This window comes from Dongia deserti (assembly GCF_003574735.1).
Taxonomy (GTDB): Bacteria; Pseudomonadota; Alphaproteobacteria; order Dongiales; family Dongiaceae; genus Dongia_A; species Dongia_A deserti.
This window is the reverse complement of sequence record NZ_QORW01000005.1, coordinates 148,595-164,103: the sequence shown is the minus strand read 5'-3', so window position 1 is coordinate 164,103 and position 15,509 is coordinate 148,595. Positions and strand designations below refer to the sequence as shown.

15 protein-coding genes are annotated in these 15,509 nt (G+C 64.0%); 6 read left to right on the top strand and 9 right to left on the bottom strand.

Annotated features, from left to right (window positions below; genetic code table 11):
- The first annotated feature begins 53 nt into the window (after positions 1-53).
- Positions 54-872 (top strand): dienelactone hydrolase family protein, encoded by an 819-nt coding sequence (locus DTX69_RS09560; RefSeq protein WP_162917042.1) that lies wholly within the window; start codon positions 54-56, stop codon positions 870-872.
- A 12-nt stretch (positions 873-884) separates the two neighbouring features.
- On the opposite strand, the gene DTX69_RS09555 is transcribed toward DTX69_RS09560, so the two are convergent.
- Complete coding sequence (locus tag DTX69_RS09555; RefSeq protein ID WP_119301304.1) at positions 885-1,718, bottom strand: BKACE family enzyme; 834 nt, start codon at positions 1,716-1,718, stop codon at positions 885-887.
- Between the two features lie 15 nt (positions 1,719-1,733).
- The gene (locus tag DTX69_RS09550) at positions 1,734-2,579 is read right to left on the bottom strand and encodes a squalene/phytoene synthase family protein (RefSeq protein ID WP_119301303.1); all 846 of its coding nucleotides are present in this window, start codon (positions 2,577-2,579) and stop codon (positions 1,734-1,736) included.
- Between the two features lie 102 nt (positions 2,580-2,681).
- On the opposite strand from DTX69_RS09550, the gene DTX69_RS09545 reads away from it, so the two are divergent.
- Both DTX69_RS09545 and DTX69_RS09540 read left to right on the top strand, forming a co-directional pair.
- Positions 2,682-3,260 carry a urate hydroxylase PuuD gene (locus tag DTX69_RS09545; protein WP_119301302.1) on the top strand — a complete coding sequence of 193 codons (579 nt, stop codon included), beginning with the start codon at positions 2,682-2,684 and terminating at the stop codon, positions 3,258-3,260.
- A 74-nt stretch (positions 3,261-3,334) separates the two neighbouring features.
- Complete coding sequence (locus DTX69_RS09540) at positions 3,335-5,233, top strand: O-linked N-acetylglucosamine transferase, SPINDLY family protein (RefSeq protein WP_119301301.1); 1,899 nt, start codon at positions 3,335-3,337, stop codon at positions 5,231-5,233.
- Here the strand turns inward: DTX69_RS09540 and DTX69_RS09535 are convergent.
- The 7 genes from DTX69_RS09535 to DTX69_RS09505 all read right to left on the bottom strand — a co-directional run bounded on the left by DTX69_RS09535 (position 5,230) and on the right by DTX69_RS09505 (position 12,244).
- Complete coding sequence (locus DTX69_RS09535) at positions 5,230-6,444, bottom strand: DNA methyltransferase (protein ID WP_119301300.1); 1,215 nt, start codon at positions 6,442-6,444, stop codon at positions 5,230-5,232. The genes DTX69_RS09540 and DTX69_RS09535 overlap by 4 nt on opposite strands.
- Before the next feature lie 78 nt (positions 6,445-6,522).
- Positions 6,523-6,906 carry an Mth938-like domain-containing protein gene (locus tag DTX69_RS09530; RefSeq protein WP_119301299.1) on the bottom strand — a complete coding sequence of 128 codons (384 nt, stop codon included), beginning with the start codon at positions 6,904-6,906 and terminating at the stop codon, positions 6,523-6,525.
- A gap of 35 nt (positions 6,907-6,941) precedes the next feature.
- The gene (gene secF, locus DTX69_RS09525; RefSeq protein WP_119301298.1) at positions 6,942-7,898 is read right to left on the bottom strand and encodes a protein translocase subunit SecF; all 957 of its coding nucleotides are present in this window, start codon (positions 7,896-7,898) and stop codon (positions 6,942-6,944) included.
- Between the two features lie 12 nt (positions 7,899-7,910).
- On the bottom strand, positions 7,911-9,458 hold the full coding sequence (gene secD / locus DTX69_RS09520; protein ID WP_119301297.1) for a protein translocase subunit SecD: 1,548 nt from the start codon (positions 9,456-9,458) through the stop codon (positions 7,911-7,913).
- A gap of 36 nt (positions 9,459-9,494) precedes the next feature.
- Entirely contained in the window at positions 9,495-9,854 is a 360-nt protein-coding gene (gene yajC / locus DTX69_RS09515; RefSeq protein ID WP_119301296.1) for a preprotein translocase subunit YajC, read from the bottom strand.
- A gap of 172 nt (positions 9,855-10,026) precedes the next feature.
- Positions 10,027-11,367 carry a lytic murein transglycosylase gene (locus DTX69_RS09510; RefSeq protein ID WP_162917041.1) on the bottom strand — a complete coding sequence of 447 codons (1,341 nt, stop codon included), beginning with the start codon at positions 11,365-11,367 and terminating at the stop codon, positions 10,027-10,029.
- A gap of 100 nt (positions 11,368-11,467) precedes the next feature.
- Positions 11,468-12,244, bottom strand: coding sequence for a TSUP family transporter (locus DTX69_RS09505; protein ID WP_162917040.1), 777 nt, complete (start codon positions 12,242-12,244; stop codon positions 11,468-11,470).
- Between the two features lie 120 nt (positions 12,245-12,364).
- Here DTX69_RS09505 and DTX69_RS09500 point away from each other — a divergent pair, with 120 nt between their 5' ends.
- From DTX69_RS09500 to DTX69_RS09490, 3 genes are all read left to right on the top strand, one after another.
- Positions 12,365-13,246 carry a LysR substrate-binding domain-containing protein gene (locus tag DTX69_RS09500; protein ID WP_119301293.1) on the top strand — a complete coding sequence of 294 codons (882 nt, stop codon included), beginning with the start codon at positions 12,365-12,367 and terminating at the stop codon, positions 13,244-13,246.
- A gap of 95 nt (positions 13,247-13,341) precedes the next feature.
- Positions 13,342-14,229, top strand: coding sequence for a DMT family transporter (locus DTX69_RS09495; protein WP_162917039.1), 888 nt, complete (start codon positions 13,342-13,344; stop codon positions 14,227-14,229).
- Between the two features lie 3 nt (positions 14,230-14,232).
- Complete coding sequence (locus tag DTX69_RS09490) at positions 14,233-15,489, top strand: MFS transporter (protein WP_119301291.1); 1,257 nt, start codon at positions 14,233-14,235, stop codon at positions 15,487-15,489.
- Positions 15,490-15,509 lie beyond the last annotated feature (20 nt).

The window sequence follows — 15,509 nt, the reverse complement described above, 5'->3', positions numbered from 1 at the left end:
GAGTGGAGCCCAATCCAACCATGTCGCGATGGAGACGAGCCGGAGTCAGCCGGATGCTGTTTGGCATCCTCGCCGCTGCGCTGCTCGCTGGCATGTCGCCTAAACCGCCCGCACAAACCATGGAGGCCACTCCGGCCGCCTATCAGGCATGGCGCAATGCGCTCGTGGAAGTCGGCCCTAACCTGGCCGCGGCCGGCCATCGCGGCTTCTTTGGTCGGTTGCGTCACATCGAACCGTTTCTAGCAAACATACCGGCCGATGCGAACGTGCCGGCGATCCTTTATCTGCACGATTGCCCTGGCCTGAAGATCGAGGCAGTCCGCGATGTCGCCGAGCTGGCGGCCGCTGGTTTTGCCGTCTTCGCGCCGGACAGTTTCGACAACCGAGAGCGCAAGTCCGATTGTCTGCGGTTCGACTACGTGGCTGGGCTCAATCCCGACGCCTATCTGCAACGGCAGTCGGAGATTCTCGTCGCCCTGACCGAAATGAAGAAGCTGCCCTGGATCGACAGCTCGGCCATCATCCTCTATGGGCTGGGAGAAGGCGCACTGGCGGCCGCCAACTACCCAGGGCATGAATTCCGCGGTGTCGTCCTGACCGGTTGGACCTGCGGCGGCGCTCAATACCCGCCGGATGTCGCCGGCCTGAAGACGCCGGCAGATACTCCGGTCCTTGCCTTGGTCTCACGCTACGATCCCTGGTTCGATCGCAGCGGCCATGCTGGCAATTGCGGCGCCTATATGGCCGGTCGCAAATACGCTCAATCCATCGTGATCGAGAATCAGGGTCTCCATCACATCACTTGGGCAAATGGCCGCGCGCGCGAGGCAGTCCGCCGCTTCGTCACGTCGCTGATGCCACCGAGGCTCTGACCGAACTACCGTCTATGCTGCGGGATGCAGCCCCAAGAGGGCACGCGCCTCCTGGGGCGTTGCCGGATGACGATCGTATTTGCCGCATAGATCGGCAACCCGCTTGACCAGTTCGGCGTTGCTGGCCGCCAACCGTCCCTTCTCGAAATAGATGTTGTCCTCGAGGCCGGTGCGCGCGTGGCCGCCGCGCTTCAAGGCCCAGTGGTTGACCTCGAGCTGGAATCGCCCGATTCCCGCCGCCGTCCAGGTTGCGGCCGGCAGCTGATCCGCCAGCTCTTCGATCAGGAAATCCAGTAGCTTCTCGCGCACCGGCAGGGCATTCGGAATCCCGAGTACGAACTGCACGTGCGCCGGCGCCTTCATCACGCCCTTCTCGATCAGACTCTTCGCGTTATAGAGCATCGCCGCATCGAAGATCTCGACTTCAGGCTTCACGTCGTTGGCCAGCATGTCCTTCGCCAGATCGTCGACCAGCTGCGGCGGGTTCTCATAGATGATAGTCGCGAAGTTGACCGAGCCGGTCGCGAGCGAAGCCATGTCGGGCTTCAGCTTGATGGCGCCGCCGCGTTCCTCCGCCGCCCGCCCGCGGCCGCCGGTGGAGAACTGGATGATCATGCCGGGGCAATGCTTGAGGATGCCGGCCTGCACTTCCCGGAACCGCTCGATGTCGGAGCTCGATTTGCCTTCCCGGTCGCGGACATGGATGTGCACGAGACTCGCACCGGCTTCGTACGCCTCGTGCGTACTTTCCACTTGCTCGGAGGGATGAATGGGCACCGCTGGATTCTGCGCCTTGGTCGGCTGGCTGCCGGTGATCGCCACGGTGATGATTGCTGGAGTGCTCATGTGTGTCCCATCGCGCTAGAATCGGCCGGTGATCGCGGTGCCGAGCAATCGCCAGACATCGAACGGCGCAGCCGCGATCACCTGAGGGTCGAACGGATCGTAGGCCGCCCGGCGCAGCCGCTCAAGATGCAGAGCCGTGAGCCTGGCCGTGAGCGTGAGCGGCCGAGCCCTACGCGGAATCCGCCGTCGCCGCGCGGCACTGAGCTCGTCCTGCGCCCGTTCGGCCATCATCCGAAGGCAGGCTTGCAAGGCCGGTTGTGGGCGCAGATCGAACAGCTTGTCCAGATCGACCCCCGCCTCCGTCAGCACCTCCGCTGGCAGCCGCACCTTGTGGCGGCGTGCATCCAGCAGCACGGAGCGCGCACATCCGACGGTCGCGTAGGCCCGCCCGATTTCCGAACTCGCGGCCGCCAGATCGGTCTCCATCGGATCCAACCCCACCGCTTGCAGCGACAGTCGAATCAGATTGGCCGCCGTCGCATCGCCGCGTGCGTCGAAAGTCCGTTGAGCCGGCGCCCCATCCGACTCGAGCTCCTCTTCCTTGCCTCCGATCATCGCCAGCATGCGATCGGTTGACAGCCCATGCATTCGAGTCGCCGTGGCGACGGCCTCGACCACTGGGTGCCGCCGCGTCGCGCCGCCGGCCCGAATCTCCTCCACCGCCTCGCGCCACCATTGGAGACGGACCAGTCCCAGCATCGACTCGCTGATTTCATTGGCTGCGCGTGCGAGTTCGAGGTTGAAAGCAGCGATTGCCGCCAAGCTGGCGCGCGCCTCGCCGGACGAGAACAACAAGGCGAGATATCTGTCTCGGTCGCCTTGCCGCACCTGTGTCAGGCAGTAATCGTCATGTGCGGCCAAGCATAAGCCCCAAAAAGCCTAGGGATTCCCATAAGTTCGTTGTCACTGATACCGCATTCTGTAAAATGCGGACACGGTCAACTCAGTTTCTGGGGTGGGGAAATGGACAAATTCTTCGGTAACCTGCATCGCGTACTGCTCGCGGGCCTCGTCTTGGCGATTGTGGTCGCCATCATCCTGCATTTGGACCAGATCGGCTCGCACGCTTTCTGGGCGTTCGTGATCCGCTGGATCCACGTGTGGTTCGGCATCCTGTGGATCGGCCTCCTCTACTACTTCAATTTCGTCCAGATTCCCTCCATGCCCAAGATCCCGGATGAGCAGAAGCCGGCGATCGGCAAGGTCATCGCGCCGGAAGCCTTGTTCTATTTCCGCTGGGCTGCCGCGGGCACGGTGCTGTTCGGTTTGCTGACGGCTCTCATGAATATGTATCTGGTCGAGGCCCTCACGTTCCGGGGCGGCTACGCCACCATCGGTATCGGCATGTGGCTTGCGCTGATCATGGCGTTCAACGTCTGGGTCATCATCTGGCCGAACCAGAAAAAGGTCCTCGGAATCGTCAACGCGGACGCCGACGCCAAGAAGGCGGCTGCTCGGACCGCGTTGTTTGCCTCGCGCACGAACACGCTGCTCTCCATCCCCATGCTCTATTGCATGGTGGCGCAGCAGAATGTCGGATAAGGCGTTCCGCCTGCCGAACGAGACGGGGCCCCTCGAGGCCCCGTTTTGTTTTGCGCGCTGACCGATCTTCGCGGATGTCGCGCGGCAACCTGACCTCCGCCCGATCCATCATGCAGCTGGTCGATAGCGGTCGCATCGATCAGGCGCTTGCGGAGGCACGCCGCATGACCGAGCAGTCCCCGACAGATCCTGCGGCCTGGCGGGCCCTCGGCTATGTGCAAACCGTGCGCAAGAACCTTCAGGAGGCAAAGCAGTCTCTGCTTCATGCCATCTCCCTGGCGCCCCAGGATGCGCTGTCATGGGAGCACCTGGGCTGGCTCTATCGGCGATCAAGGGACTTCGCGCGCGCAATCTCTGCCCTGCAAGAATCGCTCGCCATCGATGCCTCCAAAGCACGCCCAAGGATGATGCTGGCCAACTCGCTGGCGGATCTCGGCAAAGCCAAGAAGGCGATCGCCGAATATCAGCGGGTCCTGGAGCGGGAGCCAGGCCATGTCCGCGCGCACAACAATCTTGCCAACCTGCTGGCCAAAAGGGGTGACCTCAAATCTGCGGCCGATCACTATCTCCGGGCTGCCGAACGATCCGACGAGCTCACCTATCGCATCAGCGCCGCCCACATGGCGCGGCGCATCGGCGACTGGGCCACGGCTGAAAGGCTCGAGGAACGCCTGCTGCGGACAATGCGTACCAACGAACGGCCGGGCGATCGGGCCCAGCCCTTTCCGCTGCTGGCGATGCCGTCGGCGACCACGGCCGACCAGCTTCATGCGGCGCGCCAAATGGCGCAGGCCTATGCCGGCGCAGAACCCGTGCCCCACAAGCCGGCGTCCGTGCTGGCAGCCCAGCCGCGCCTGCGCATCGGCTACATCTCCAACGATTTCCACGAGCACGCCATGACCTACTTGCTCGTGGAAGCGCTGGAACTGCACGACCGCGAGCGGTTCGAGATCATCGCCTTCGACTACAGCGTCAATCGGACGAACGAGTCCCGCGCGCGCATCCTTAAAGCGTTCGATCGCGTGATACCTATTGCGGGTCTCTCCGATGGCGAGGCCGCGCGCCGGGTCGCAGCCGAGGACATCGCCATTGCTGTAGATCTCAAAGGCTGGACGACGGACGCTCGGCCGCAGATTTTTGCGCACCGGCCCGCGCCGCTTGTCGTGCAATGGCTGGGCCACCCGGGCACAATGGGCGCGCATTGGGTTGACTATGCCGTTGTCGATCCGATCGTCGCCCCTCCCGGCAGCGAAGGCGAGTTCAGTGAACGGCTCCTGCGCCTCCCGCATTGCTATCAGCCCAATGACCGGCAGCGGCGGATCGGCACCATTCCCACGCGCACGGAAGAAGGCCTGCCGGAGGATGCCTTCGTCTATTGCTGCTTTAATCAGCCCTTCAAGGTCAATCGGGAGGTCTTTGGGCTGTGGCTTGATCTGCTGCGCGCCGTACCGCATGCCGTGCTGTGGCTCAAGGACGACAACCGCTGGGCCACGGCTGCCCAAAGGGAGCATGCGCAGGCTGGTGGCATCGATCCCAACCGCCTCTTGTTCGGCCGCGGCCTGCCGCTGGCCGCTCACCTTGGCCGCCTGAGCCTCGCGAATCTGGCACTGGATTGCGCCCCCTATGGATCACATACGACGGCTAGCGATGCGCTGTGGGCTGGCGTACCGCAGATCGCCTATTGCGGAACGACCTTTGCGGCGCGGGTTTCCGCAAGCCTACTGGCTGCAATCGGGCTGCCGGAACTGGTCGTTCGTTCCATTCAGGAGTATCACGACTTGGCCCTCCGCCTGGCGACCGACCGCGAAGAGTTGGCGCGGGTACGGGGCCTGCTCGCTGCCAACCGTCTGACCACACCTCTGTTCGACAGTCGACGCTTCGTCCGCCATCTCGAGGCGGGCTACGATTCCATCTGGCAGCGCTGCGTCGCCGGTTTGACGCCCGATCACACCAACGTTTCGGCGATCCACTAGCGCCGCTCGAACACAACGATCCGGTTGCTGTTGGTGCCTTTGGCATTGTTGTCGACGCCCCAGCATTGCGCCGTCTTGGTGAAACTCTGTCGGTTGATCATGACCACCAGCGGCTCGAACGGCAGGTCCTTTGCGGCCGAAAGGACCGCATGCTCCAGCGCCACCTTGCCGCCACGCACCTCACCCACTTCGAAGGCGACCTTGCCGCCCGGCCGCACGATGCGGGCAAACTCCCGGAAACAGGAAGCGACGAAGGCCTCCCAGTCCGCCAGCGAGCGATGCAGCGTGATCGGCACCGCATTGGGATCGATCCCGGCAAACCAGCAGCGCAACCAATTGTCCATGGGATAGTCGACAACGTCGAGAAAGGGCGGCGAGGTTACAATCAGATCGACACTGCGGTCGGGAATGCTCGGCGTCGATTCCGCCGGACCGGTCAGCACGCGCCCAGTCGTGCCGCCAAAACCTGGCGGCAATGGCGCCTTGAGCAGCGCCTTGGTCTTGCGCAGCACGATCTCGAACACGTCGCGCTTCGATGGAACCTGCCCGCGGGCCTCGTTGATCTTGCGCTGCCGTGCGGCGGATGTCGCCTGGTTCGGCGGCAGGGTATAGACCGAAAAGAACCCGCTGGAATGGCCCGTCAGGCGGTTGAGGCAGACCATGCGAATCCACGCGTCAACGGAATCGCTAGCCGTACTGAGAAAATGAGCGCGCAGGCGCGCAATATCGCGCAGCGTCTCCGGATGATAGAAGGCCAGCAGGTCGTCCGGAACGTCTTCAGCCGGCGGCAGCATGCGCTCCAGATCGCCCAGCCGCTTGGCCACCGCCTGGACGGCAGGGGGATCGAGGCGCGGCTCGATCAACAGACGGCTCAGCGGATTGACGTCGTTGCCGATCGCGCGGCGGCCAAGCAGTGCCGCCTCGATCAGCGTGGTCCCACGGCCGGCAAAAGGGTCGTAGACGCAGCCGCCTGGCTGCGTGAACGCCTCGATGAAAAAACGCGGCAATTGCGGCTTGAAACAGGCGCGGTACGAAATCTCATGCAGCGGATGTGCCTGCCGCTGCCGGGCCGTCCAGAATTCGTTCTCAAAGACCGAGACGCCATCAAGCGCGACCTGCCGCGTCGCCGTCCCAAATGCACTGAAGCCGGCCAGTAGGCCGGCGAATCTGCCCTCATCGCGCGCCAGCGCCGGATGAGACGTGCCTTCCATGTTCGGTGGCCCCGGATTTCGACTCGATGCTGGCCGGAAGTGTGGCCGGAAGCACCGATGCCGACAAGCCCGCCCGGTTCAGGCAACCGCAATCAGGGCGGCCGCGACTCGCCTGCCTTCGGCCATCAGCACGTTGTAGGTGCGGCAGGCCGCCCCGGTGTCCATCACCTCGATGACCACGCCATTGGCGCGCAGGGCCTGCCGCAGCGTGCGGTCGATCTGCGTCATACGGGCGCCCGTGCCGACCAGGAGCAGCTCCACCGCACCGGCGCGGCCGGCTTCACTGACGGGCTCGAGATCGCCGGCGCCCATATCGGAAACCGCCGCGGTTCCCCAGGCGATGACCTTGTCGGGGAAGACGATGACCGATCCTTCGACTCGCTGGCCGGAGATGCGGAATCCACCCTCGCCATAGCCGTCGATGATCTGCTTACCCTGGGGGATCAGCGGCGTGACATCCATGCCTCTCTCCTTCCCCTCTCGATCACCGAACAGCCCTAGGCCCGGCGCGTTGCGCCCTTGCCCGCGTCCTTCTTGTCCTCGTCGCCGCCATGGATCTTCGAGCGCCGCAGGTTGGCGTAGAGCAGGAGCGGCGAGGCAACGCAGATGGTCGAGTAGGTGCCGATGATGATGCCCCAGATCAGGGCCAGGGCGAAGCCTTGCAGCACTTCGCCGCCGAACACGAATAGCGCGATGACCGAGATAAGCGTCAGGCCGCTGGTCACGGTGGTGCGGCTCAAAGTCTCGTTGATCGACAGGTTGATCAGGTCGCTCATCGGCATGGTCTTGTAGCGCCGCATTTCGTAGCGAATGCGATCGAAGATCACGACCGTATCGTTCACCGAGTAGCCGGCGACCGTCAGGATCGCCGCCACCGTCGCCAAGTCGAACTGCAGTCCGAGCAGCGAGAACAGCCCCACCGTCGTGATGACGTCATGGAACATCGCCAGCAGCGCGTTGAATCCGAACTGCCAGTCATAGCGCAGCCACACATAGCCGAAGATGCCGAGCATCGCGAGGCCGGCTGCTATCGCCGCGTTCTCGATCAGCTCGCCGCCGACCTTTGGTCCGACCGTCTCGGTCCGGCGATACTCCCACTCGTTGCCCAGCTCGCCGCGCACCTTGGTGATGGCGTCCTGCTGCGCCTGCTCGCCGCCTTCCTGCTGCGGCAGGCGGATGAGCACGTCGTTCTCCTCGCCGAACGCCTGGAGCGACACCTCGCCCAGGCCGAGGCCGCCAAGCCGCTGGCGCATGTCGGCAAGATCTGGTTGCTGCGGGGCGCGCACTTCCATCAAGATGCCGCCCGCGAAATCGATGCCGAGATTAAGTCCCTTGGTGAACAGAAGCCCGATCGAGCCCAGCACCAGGATCACTGAAATGACGAAAGTGATCTTGTGCGCGCGCATGAAGGGGATGCGCATGTTGGGCGGAACCAGATGGATCGGTTTCAACATGATCGGTGGCTCCTAGAGCGGCAGCACTTTGGGCCGCGTGCGCCGCAGCCAGACCGAGGTCATAAGCTGCGTGAACATCAGGGCCGTGAACATCGAGACAAGGATGCCGATGGTCAACGTCACGGCGAACCCCTTGATGGGACCGGTGCCGAAACTGAACAGCAGAAGCGTCGAAATGAGGGTCGTGACGTTCGCATCGATGATGGTTGCCAGCGCCTCGCGATAGCCGAACTCCATTGACGTGACGGCCGAGCGTCCGTTGCGCATCTCCTCGCGCACGCGCTCCAGGATCAGCACGTTGGCGTCCACGGCCATGCCGAGCGTCAGCACGATTCCTGCGATGCCGGGCAGCGTCAGGGTGGCGCCCAGCGCGGACAAAGCGCCCAATATCAGGATGCCGTTGAAGATCAGGGCGATATTCGCGAACACACCAAAGATGCCGTAGAGCAAGACCATCGCCACTACGATGCCGACGAGGGCGATGATGCAGGCGCGTTTGCCGGCCTCGATCGAATCGGCGCCGAGGTCGGCACCAACGGTCCGCTCCTCGATCACCGTCAGCGGCGCGGGCAGCGCGCCGGCGCGCAGCAGCAGCGCCAGATCGCGCGCACTCTCGACCGTGAAGCTGCCACTGATGATGCCGCTACCGCCGAGGATCGCATCCCGGATGACCGGTGCCGAGATGATCTTGTCATCGAGCACGATCGCAAACCGCCGGCCGACATTCTTCGATGTTGCATCACCGAACTTGCGCGCACCCAGCGAATCGAACTTGAACGAGACTACGGGCAAACCGCCTTGGTCGAAGCTCTGCTGGGCGTCCACTAGGTTCTCGCCCTCGACCAGAGGCCGCTTCTCGATGCGTAGCAGCTGACCGGTGTCCGCCTCCGGCAGATCCATCATCGTCGGCGGGACAGCGCCGGCACCGCCGGGCCCCTGGACCATGTGGAATGTAAGCTTCGCTTCCGACCTCAGAATCTTCTTGAGATGCTCGGGATCCGTGACGCCCGGCACCTGCACAACGATGCGGTCCTCGCCCTGGCGGATGATGGTCGGTTCGCGCGTGCCGGTCTCGTCGATTCGGCGGCGCACGATCTCGATCGACTGCTCGACCGTGTGCTGCTTCAGCTGGGTGAGGCCGGCCTCGCTATATCCAATGCTCAGCCGGGTGCCGTCTGCTGAGAGCTCCATTCCCTCGCCGACAAGGGGCTGTAGTTGCTCGCGCGCCGTCTCGATCGAGCCCGTATCGCGCACGTTCAACGTCACTCTGTCGTTCCTGACCGCAAGATCGGTGTAGCCGATGTTGGCCTTGCGCAGCGCTGTCCGGGTTTCGTCCAGCACGCCGGCGAGGCGATCGCTGACCAGCTTTCGCATATCCACTTCGAGCAGCAGGTGCGAGCCGCCCTGCAGATCGAGGCCGAGGCTCACGGTCTGCTTGGGGAACCACCCCGGCATCTGCTCGAGCGTGGCGCGCGGCATGAGACTGGGGATCGCCAGAATCGTGCCGACCAGCAGCACGATTAGGATGGTCGCAATCTTCCATTTCGGGAAATGCAGCATGGCTTGGCTCAGCCGGGCCTCTCGGCAGCGACCGCCTTAGCGGTCGTTGGCGCCCTGCTTCGATTCTTCCTTCTTCACCGGTTCGGGCTTGCCGGTCACGGCGCTGATCGCATCGCGCACGACCTTGATCTTCACGCCATCGGCGATTTCGACCATCAGGTGGTCGTCAGCGACATGTGAAACTTGGCCATAGATGCCGCCGGTCGTCACCACGCGGTCACCGCGCTTCAAGGCCGCGACCATGGCGCGATGTTCCTTTGCCTTCTTCTGCTGAGGCCGGATCAGCAGGAACCACATGACGATGAAGATGAGGATGAACGGCGCAAACGACATGAGCATGTCGGTGCCGCTCGCAGGCTGCCCCGCGGCCTGTGCCCAAGCTTCAGAAATGAACATGAAACGCGCTCCCTAAGTGCTTGATCCGGCACTGTTCTTTACGGCCGGTGCGAACCTGTTACAAAATTCCGGCGGACTATACAGATCGGAACCCGAAAAGCAAATGCCAAGCCCCGGCGCAGACCTCGCCGGAGCCACGCCCTAGGGATGTACCGAGGTGTGCCTATGTCGGTTAGACGTTCTTGCGGCGCCGCAATTCTTCCAGCAACGCCTTGTTGATGAAGCCATCCTGCGGCCAGCCGAGCTCCTTTTGGAACTCGCGCGCGGCCTTGCGGCTCTTCAGGCCCAGCACGCCGTCCACCTTGCCGACATCATAACCGCGAGCCAGCAGCAATGTCTGGACCTCTTCTCGCTCGGGCAGGCTGAGCGGCCGCTCGTGCACCGGCCATTTGCCGATGAAGCGCCGCCCGCCGAGGACGCGGTCGCCGAGATGAGCCACCGACAATGCATAGGAGGTTGAGTAATTGTATTTGAGGATCACCTTGAAATTCTCGGTGATCAGGAACGCTGGCCCACGATGACCCGCCAACAACAGGATCGACGTCCCGCCGGGAAGATCCGGCAGCGCCGAGCCGTCCATGCGCGTAACACCGAGCTTTTTCCAGTGACTGATCGGCTGGGTAAGATCCAGTTCCGCCTCGCCATAGGGGAACGTGGCCGGCAGCTTCACTTCCAGGCCCCAGGGCAAATTGCGCTGCCAGCCATCATCGACCAGATGATTGGCGGCCGAAGCCAGAGCGTCGGGCAGCGACTCCCAGAGATCAGGCACGCCCGAGCCATCGCGATCCACAGCCAGCGTCAGATAGTTGGACGGCAGGAACTGTGGATGTCCCATCGCGCCGGCCCAGGAACCGACCATACGTGATGCCGGCACTTTGTTGTTCGCGACGATGTCGAGCGCAGCCAGCAGCTCGGTGCAAGCAAAGCTTTGCCGGTTGGCGCGATAGCCGAGATTCGTGAGCGCTTCGAATACGTTTGCATCGCCGAAATTGTTGCCGAAATCGGTCTCGATGCCCCAGATGCCCATTACGATTTCGCGCGGCACGCCGTAATCGTGCTCGATGCCGGTCAGGAGCGCCTTGTTCTCCTGATACTTCAGCTGTCCACGCGCGACGCGGTCGTCGGAAACGGCGCGCTCGAGATAGGTCCAGACCGGCGTCACGAATTCCGGCTGCTTGGCGGCACGGTCGCTGATTTCCGGATTCTCCTTCACGCCGAGGAACGCGGTCTGGACCACGTCCTCCCGCCGGCCCTTGCTCAGGGCATAGGATTGGAACTTCGCGACCCACTCCTGATAGCTCGCGGCCGAATTCGGGCAGCTTGTCTCGTTGAACGTGCGAAAATCGATTGGCGCGGCCGCAGCCTCGGCCGTGCTCGGTGCGCTGTCACCCGCAGGGCCGCTCGGCGTCTTCGCCGGCTGCGCGGCGCACCCCGCGAGCGCCACCACAGCGCCGACGATTATGATGGTGATGGAATCTCCCAGCCTCGGCTTCCGCAGATCGCGCGTCCGCATGTCCATACCCGAAAATGACGATTGCGATTCGATGCGCAAGGATAGGCCGCACGCGGCCTTTTGTCATGGCCGCCGCGCACGAGATATGAGCAAAGGCACGCTACTGCGTCAACGCGACGCCGCCCTGCACCAGATAGACCCCGCCGATCCCCAGCACTAGGCGCCGCGACCACAGCTGGAAGGCCTCGTTGCTGAACCGGTGCAGCACCGGCTTGGCCAACGTGGTGCCGCAGATGGCCAGTCCGGCCGCCATCCCATAGACCCAGAGCGGCACGTCCAGCGCACGCGAGATCGTGGCGGGCTCCACCTTCAGCGGCGCGACCGCCACAAAGGTGAAGTAGGCGAACTTGATGGCGTGGCCGATGCTCTGGCTCATGGCCTTGGTCGCCACCACCAGTCGCCGATCCAGATCGCGGGCCAGGAAGAACATGTCGAGCACCGCCCCTGACACGCCAGCCAGCACATGCAGCCCCATCACGGACGCGCCGACCATCACGGACGCACCTTTTCGGCGGATATCCGGTGCGTGCTCCCGCGGCAGCATCCGCGCCGCGAACGGCATGATTCCCAGGCAGATATAGACCCACGCTTTCGGCGGCGTGAATTGCGCCCAGGCCAGCAGGCCGAACACGATCGCGCTGCCGAGCAGATAGCCCGGCAGGATCCGCCACATGATGTGCCGATGCCACACGACGGCGCGCCAGCCGTTGGCCGTCATCTGCGTGATCGCGTGCAGGGTCATGGCAGCCGGAACGGGCAAGAACAGCAGCAGGACGCCCATCAGCACGAGGCCACCGATCATACCGAAAACGCCGCTCAGGAATGACGTGCCCAGCGCCGCCACGGCGATCGCAACAATCATGCTCCAATCAAACATCAGGCTGGTCCCCGAATTGGCCGAGAAGCACTCTTCCACTGACGGCCAATTTCCGCCAGTATCGGCCGCAAATCAAATCCGGTTTATTCGACCTAGGCCGATGGGAGGTTGGGGTAAGCGATGTGGCTGCCGAGCCTGCGTGGATTGCGCGCCGTGGAGGCCGCGCTGCGCCTTGGCTCCTTCGCGGCGGCGGCGAAGGAGCTCGGCGTCACGCAGACCGCGATCTCCCGCCTCGTGAAGGAGGTTGAGCGCCAGCTCGCCCGCCCCCTGTTCGAGCGCAAAGCCAATCAGTCGCGCCCGACTGCCTTCGCCTTGTCGCTGCAATCTGGACTGGGCGACGGATTCCGCCGGCTGGAGACGACGGTGGCCGAGGCGCGCCGGGTGATCGACGATCCAACCGTCACCCTCTCGGTCGGGCCAACCTTCGCGATGCGGTGGCTCATCCCCCATTTGACCGAGTTTCACGCCAAGCATCCTGAGATCGATCTGCGTCTGGCGACGACGATCAGTCGCGAGGTGACGCCCGGCCCTGACACGCTCGCGGCCATTCGTCTCGCCGGCGCGCAGGTTCCCGGCTTCGTCAGCGACGCGCTGTTCTCCGGCCGCCTGATGGCGGTGTGTCGGCCCGACATTGCCAAAAGGTTGAAAGCTCCTGCCGACCTTGCGCGCGAAAAGCTGCTCGATGTCCGGCACTCGCCGGAGGACTGGCCGCGTTGGCTGGCCGCAGCCGGGCTGCCTGATCGCTCCCGGCTCCATGTCGTTTCATTCGATTTTTCCGCATTCGCCATCCAGGCCGCACTGGATGGGCTGGGCGTGGCACTCATCCGCGCGCCCTACATCACCAGCGATCTGCGTGAAGGCCGGCTGGTCGCACCGTTTTCGCTGACCATCGAGGAACCGCAGCTGCGCTGGCGCCTGATCTATCGAGCAGAGGCGCGCGGCCATATGGCCTTTCGCACTTTTCGCCGCTGGCTCCTGGCTAAGGCGCGCGCGGAGGGCTGACGCATCTCGCCCGCATGCCAGTCATGCGGCCGGCTGTCTTGCCAGACGGATCGCCGCCCTTATGCTGGCACCCCTTTGTCAGGGGATGTCCTTCTGTGTCCTGGTCGCTGCATGCGCGCGGTGTCGCGATGGTTGCCGGTGCCGCCGCGGTGTGGAGCACGGGCGGCCTCATCGTACGCCATGTCGAGGCCGATGCCTGGACCATCGTGTTTTGGCGCGGTGTCTTCGCGTCCCTGACCCTCCTGCTCTACATGGCCGTTCGTGACGGCCGGAAGATCCTCGCCCTGTTCCGCGACCTCGGCTGGGGTGGATTGGGTGTCGCGATCTGTTTCGGTGCCGCGTCGACCAGCTTCGTGATCGCGCTGCAGCACACGACGGTCGCCACCATCCTGTTCTTGCAGAGCGCGGCGCCGCTGGTCGCGGGCGTGCTGGCGTGGCTATGGCTGGGCGAGCGGATGACCTGGATCAAGGCGGCGGCCATGCTGCTGGCGCTGGCAGGCGTCGGCATCACGGTTTCCGATCAGGAGGCAACCGGCGATTTCCTCGGCATCGCCCTGTCCCTGCTTATCATGATCGCCTTTGCGCTGGCGACCGTCCTGGTGCGCCGCTTCAGTCATGTCCGCATGACGCCGGCGACCTGCCTCTCATCACTTTGGCTTGTCATGATCGGCGGCGCGCTGGGCAGTCCTGCTTCCGTGGAGGGGACAGACTTGACGCTGCTCTTTCTGTTCGGCGCCTGCCAGCTCGGCATCGGTTTCATCCTCTTCACCACCGGTGCCCGTCTGATCCCGGCAGGCGAGGCAATCCTGCTCAGCCTGCTCGAATCGATCTTGGCGCCCATTTGGGTCTGGGTTTGGCCGACCCTGCACGAATATCCAGGCGATCGCGCCTTGATCGGCGGCGCGCTTGTGATTGCCGCCGTCATCTGGAACACCGTTTCCGAAATGGGTCAGGCCAAGCGCATCGCGCCGCCGGTCGAGTGAGCCATGGCTGTGCAGAAAGCCACCGTTGTCGATCGCATTCCGTGGGCCATTGTCTTCCGTGCACTGCTGCCGTTCGCGCTCGGCTATTTCATGTCCTACCTGTTCCGCGCGGTGAATCAGGTGATCGCGCCCGATCTGATCACGGAGCTCGATCTCAGCCCGGGTGAACTCGGCCGGCTCACCGCTGCCTATCTGTTCGGCTTCACCTTGTTCCAGCTCCCGCTCGGGCTGCTGTTGGATCGCTTCGGCCCGCGCCGCGTGCAGACAGTACTGCTGCTGGTATCCGCGACCGGCGCCGCTCTGTTCGCGCTGGCGCCCGATCCCTGGTCGCTCACCGTCGCGCGCGGCATCTTGGGGCTTGGCCTGTGCGGCTGCCTCATGTCGGCTTTTAAAGCCAATGCGATCTGGTTGCCGATGCCGCGCGTGGCGCTCGGCAATTCCACGATGATCGCGATCGGTGCGCTCGGCGTCGTCACCGCAACGAGTCCGGCCGATTGGCTGGCGCAGCTGATCGGGTGGCGTTCCATGTTCGATTTGCTGGCCGCCGCCACGGTTGGCGTCGCGCTGCTGATCTTCTCTTGCGTGCCGAAGGATCAGGCCGCGGAGGGACAATCCGGCTCGCGCGAAGGCTTGACGGCACAGCTGCACGTGATCGGTCGAATCACAAGGGACGCCGTGTTCTGGCGCGTTGTGCCCATGGTCGCGACCATGTCCGGCGCCTTCATTGCCATACAGACACTGTGGGCCGGTCGCTGGTTGTCGGATGTCGCGGCGCTCGACCGCGCTTCGGTGGCGGACGTGTTGTTCATCATGGCCATTGGTTTCGTAATTGGTTCGCTGACGACCGGCTGGATCGCGGACCGGGCGCAACGCCGCGGCTTCACCATCGGGCTGGTGGTGGGCTGTTCATTCCTGCTGTTTGCGCTCAGCCAGCTGCTGATCATCCTTCACGTGCCGGTTTCCCCGTTCCTGCCCTGGTTCCTGTTTGGATTCGCAGGGCAGGCCGGCAATCTCGGCTATGCCACCTTGGCAGCTCATTTCGGCACGGCTGCGGCCGGCCGTGCGCAAAGCACCGCGAATCTGCTGCTGTTTGCCACGGCTTGGGCGCTGCAGTGGGGGATCGGCGCGATCCTCGACCAGTTCCGTGCGACCGGCGAGGGGGCTGTCGATCCGGGCGGCTATCACTGGGCCTTTGGCTTGGTCCTGGCTCTGCAGATCCTGGCCGTATTCTGGTATCTGCGCCCGAACCGGCGGAACTAACCCGTCAAAATGACGGTGAC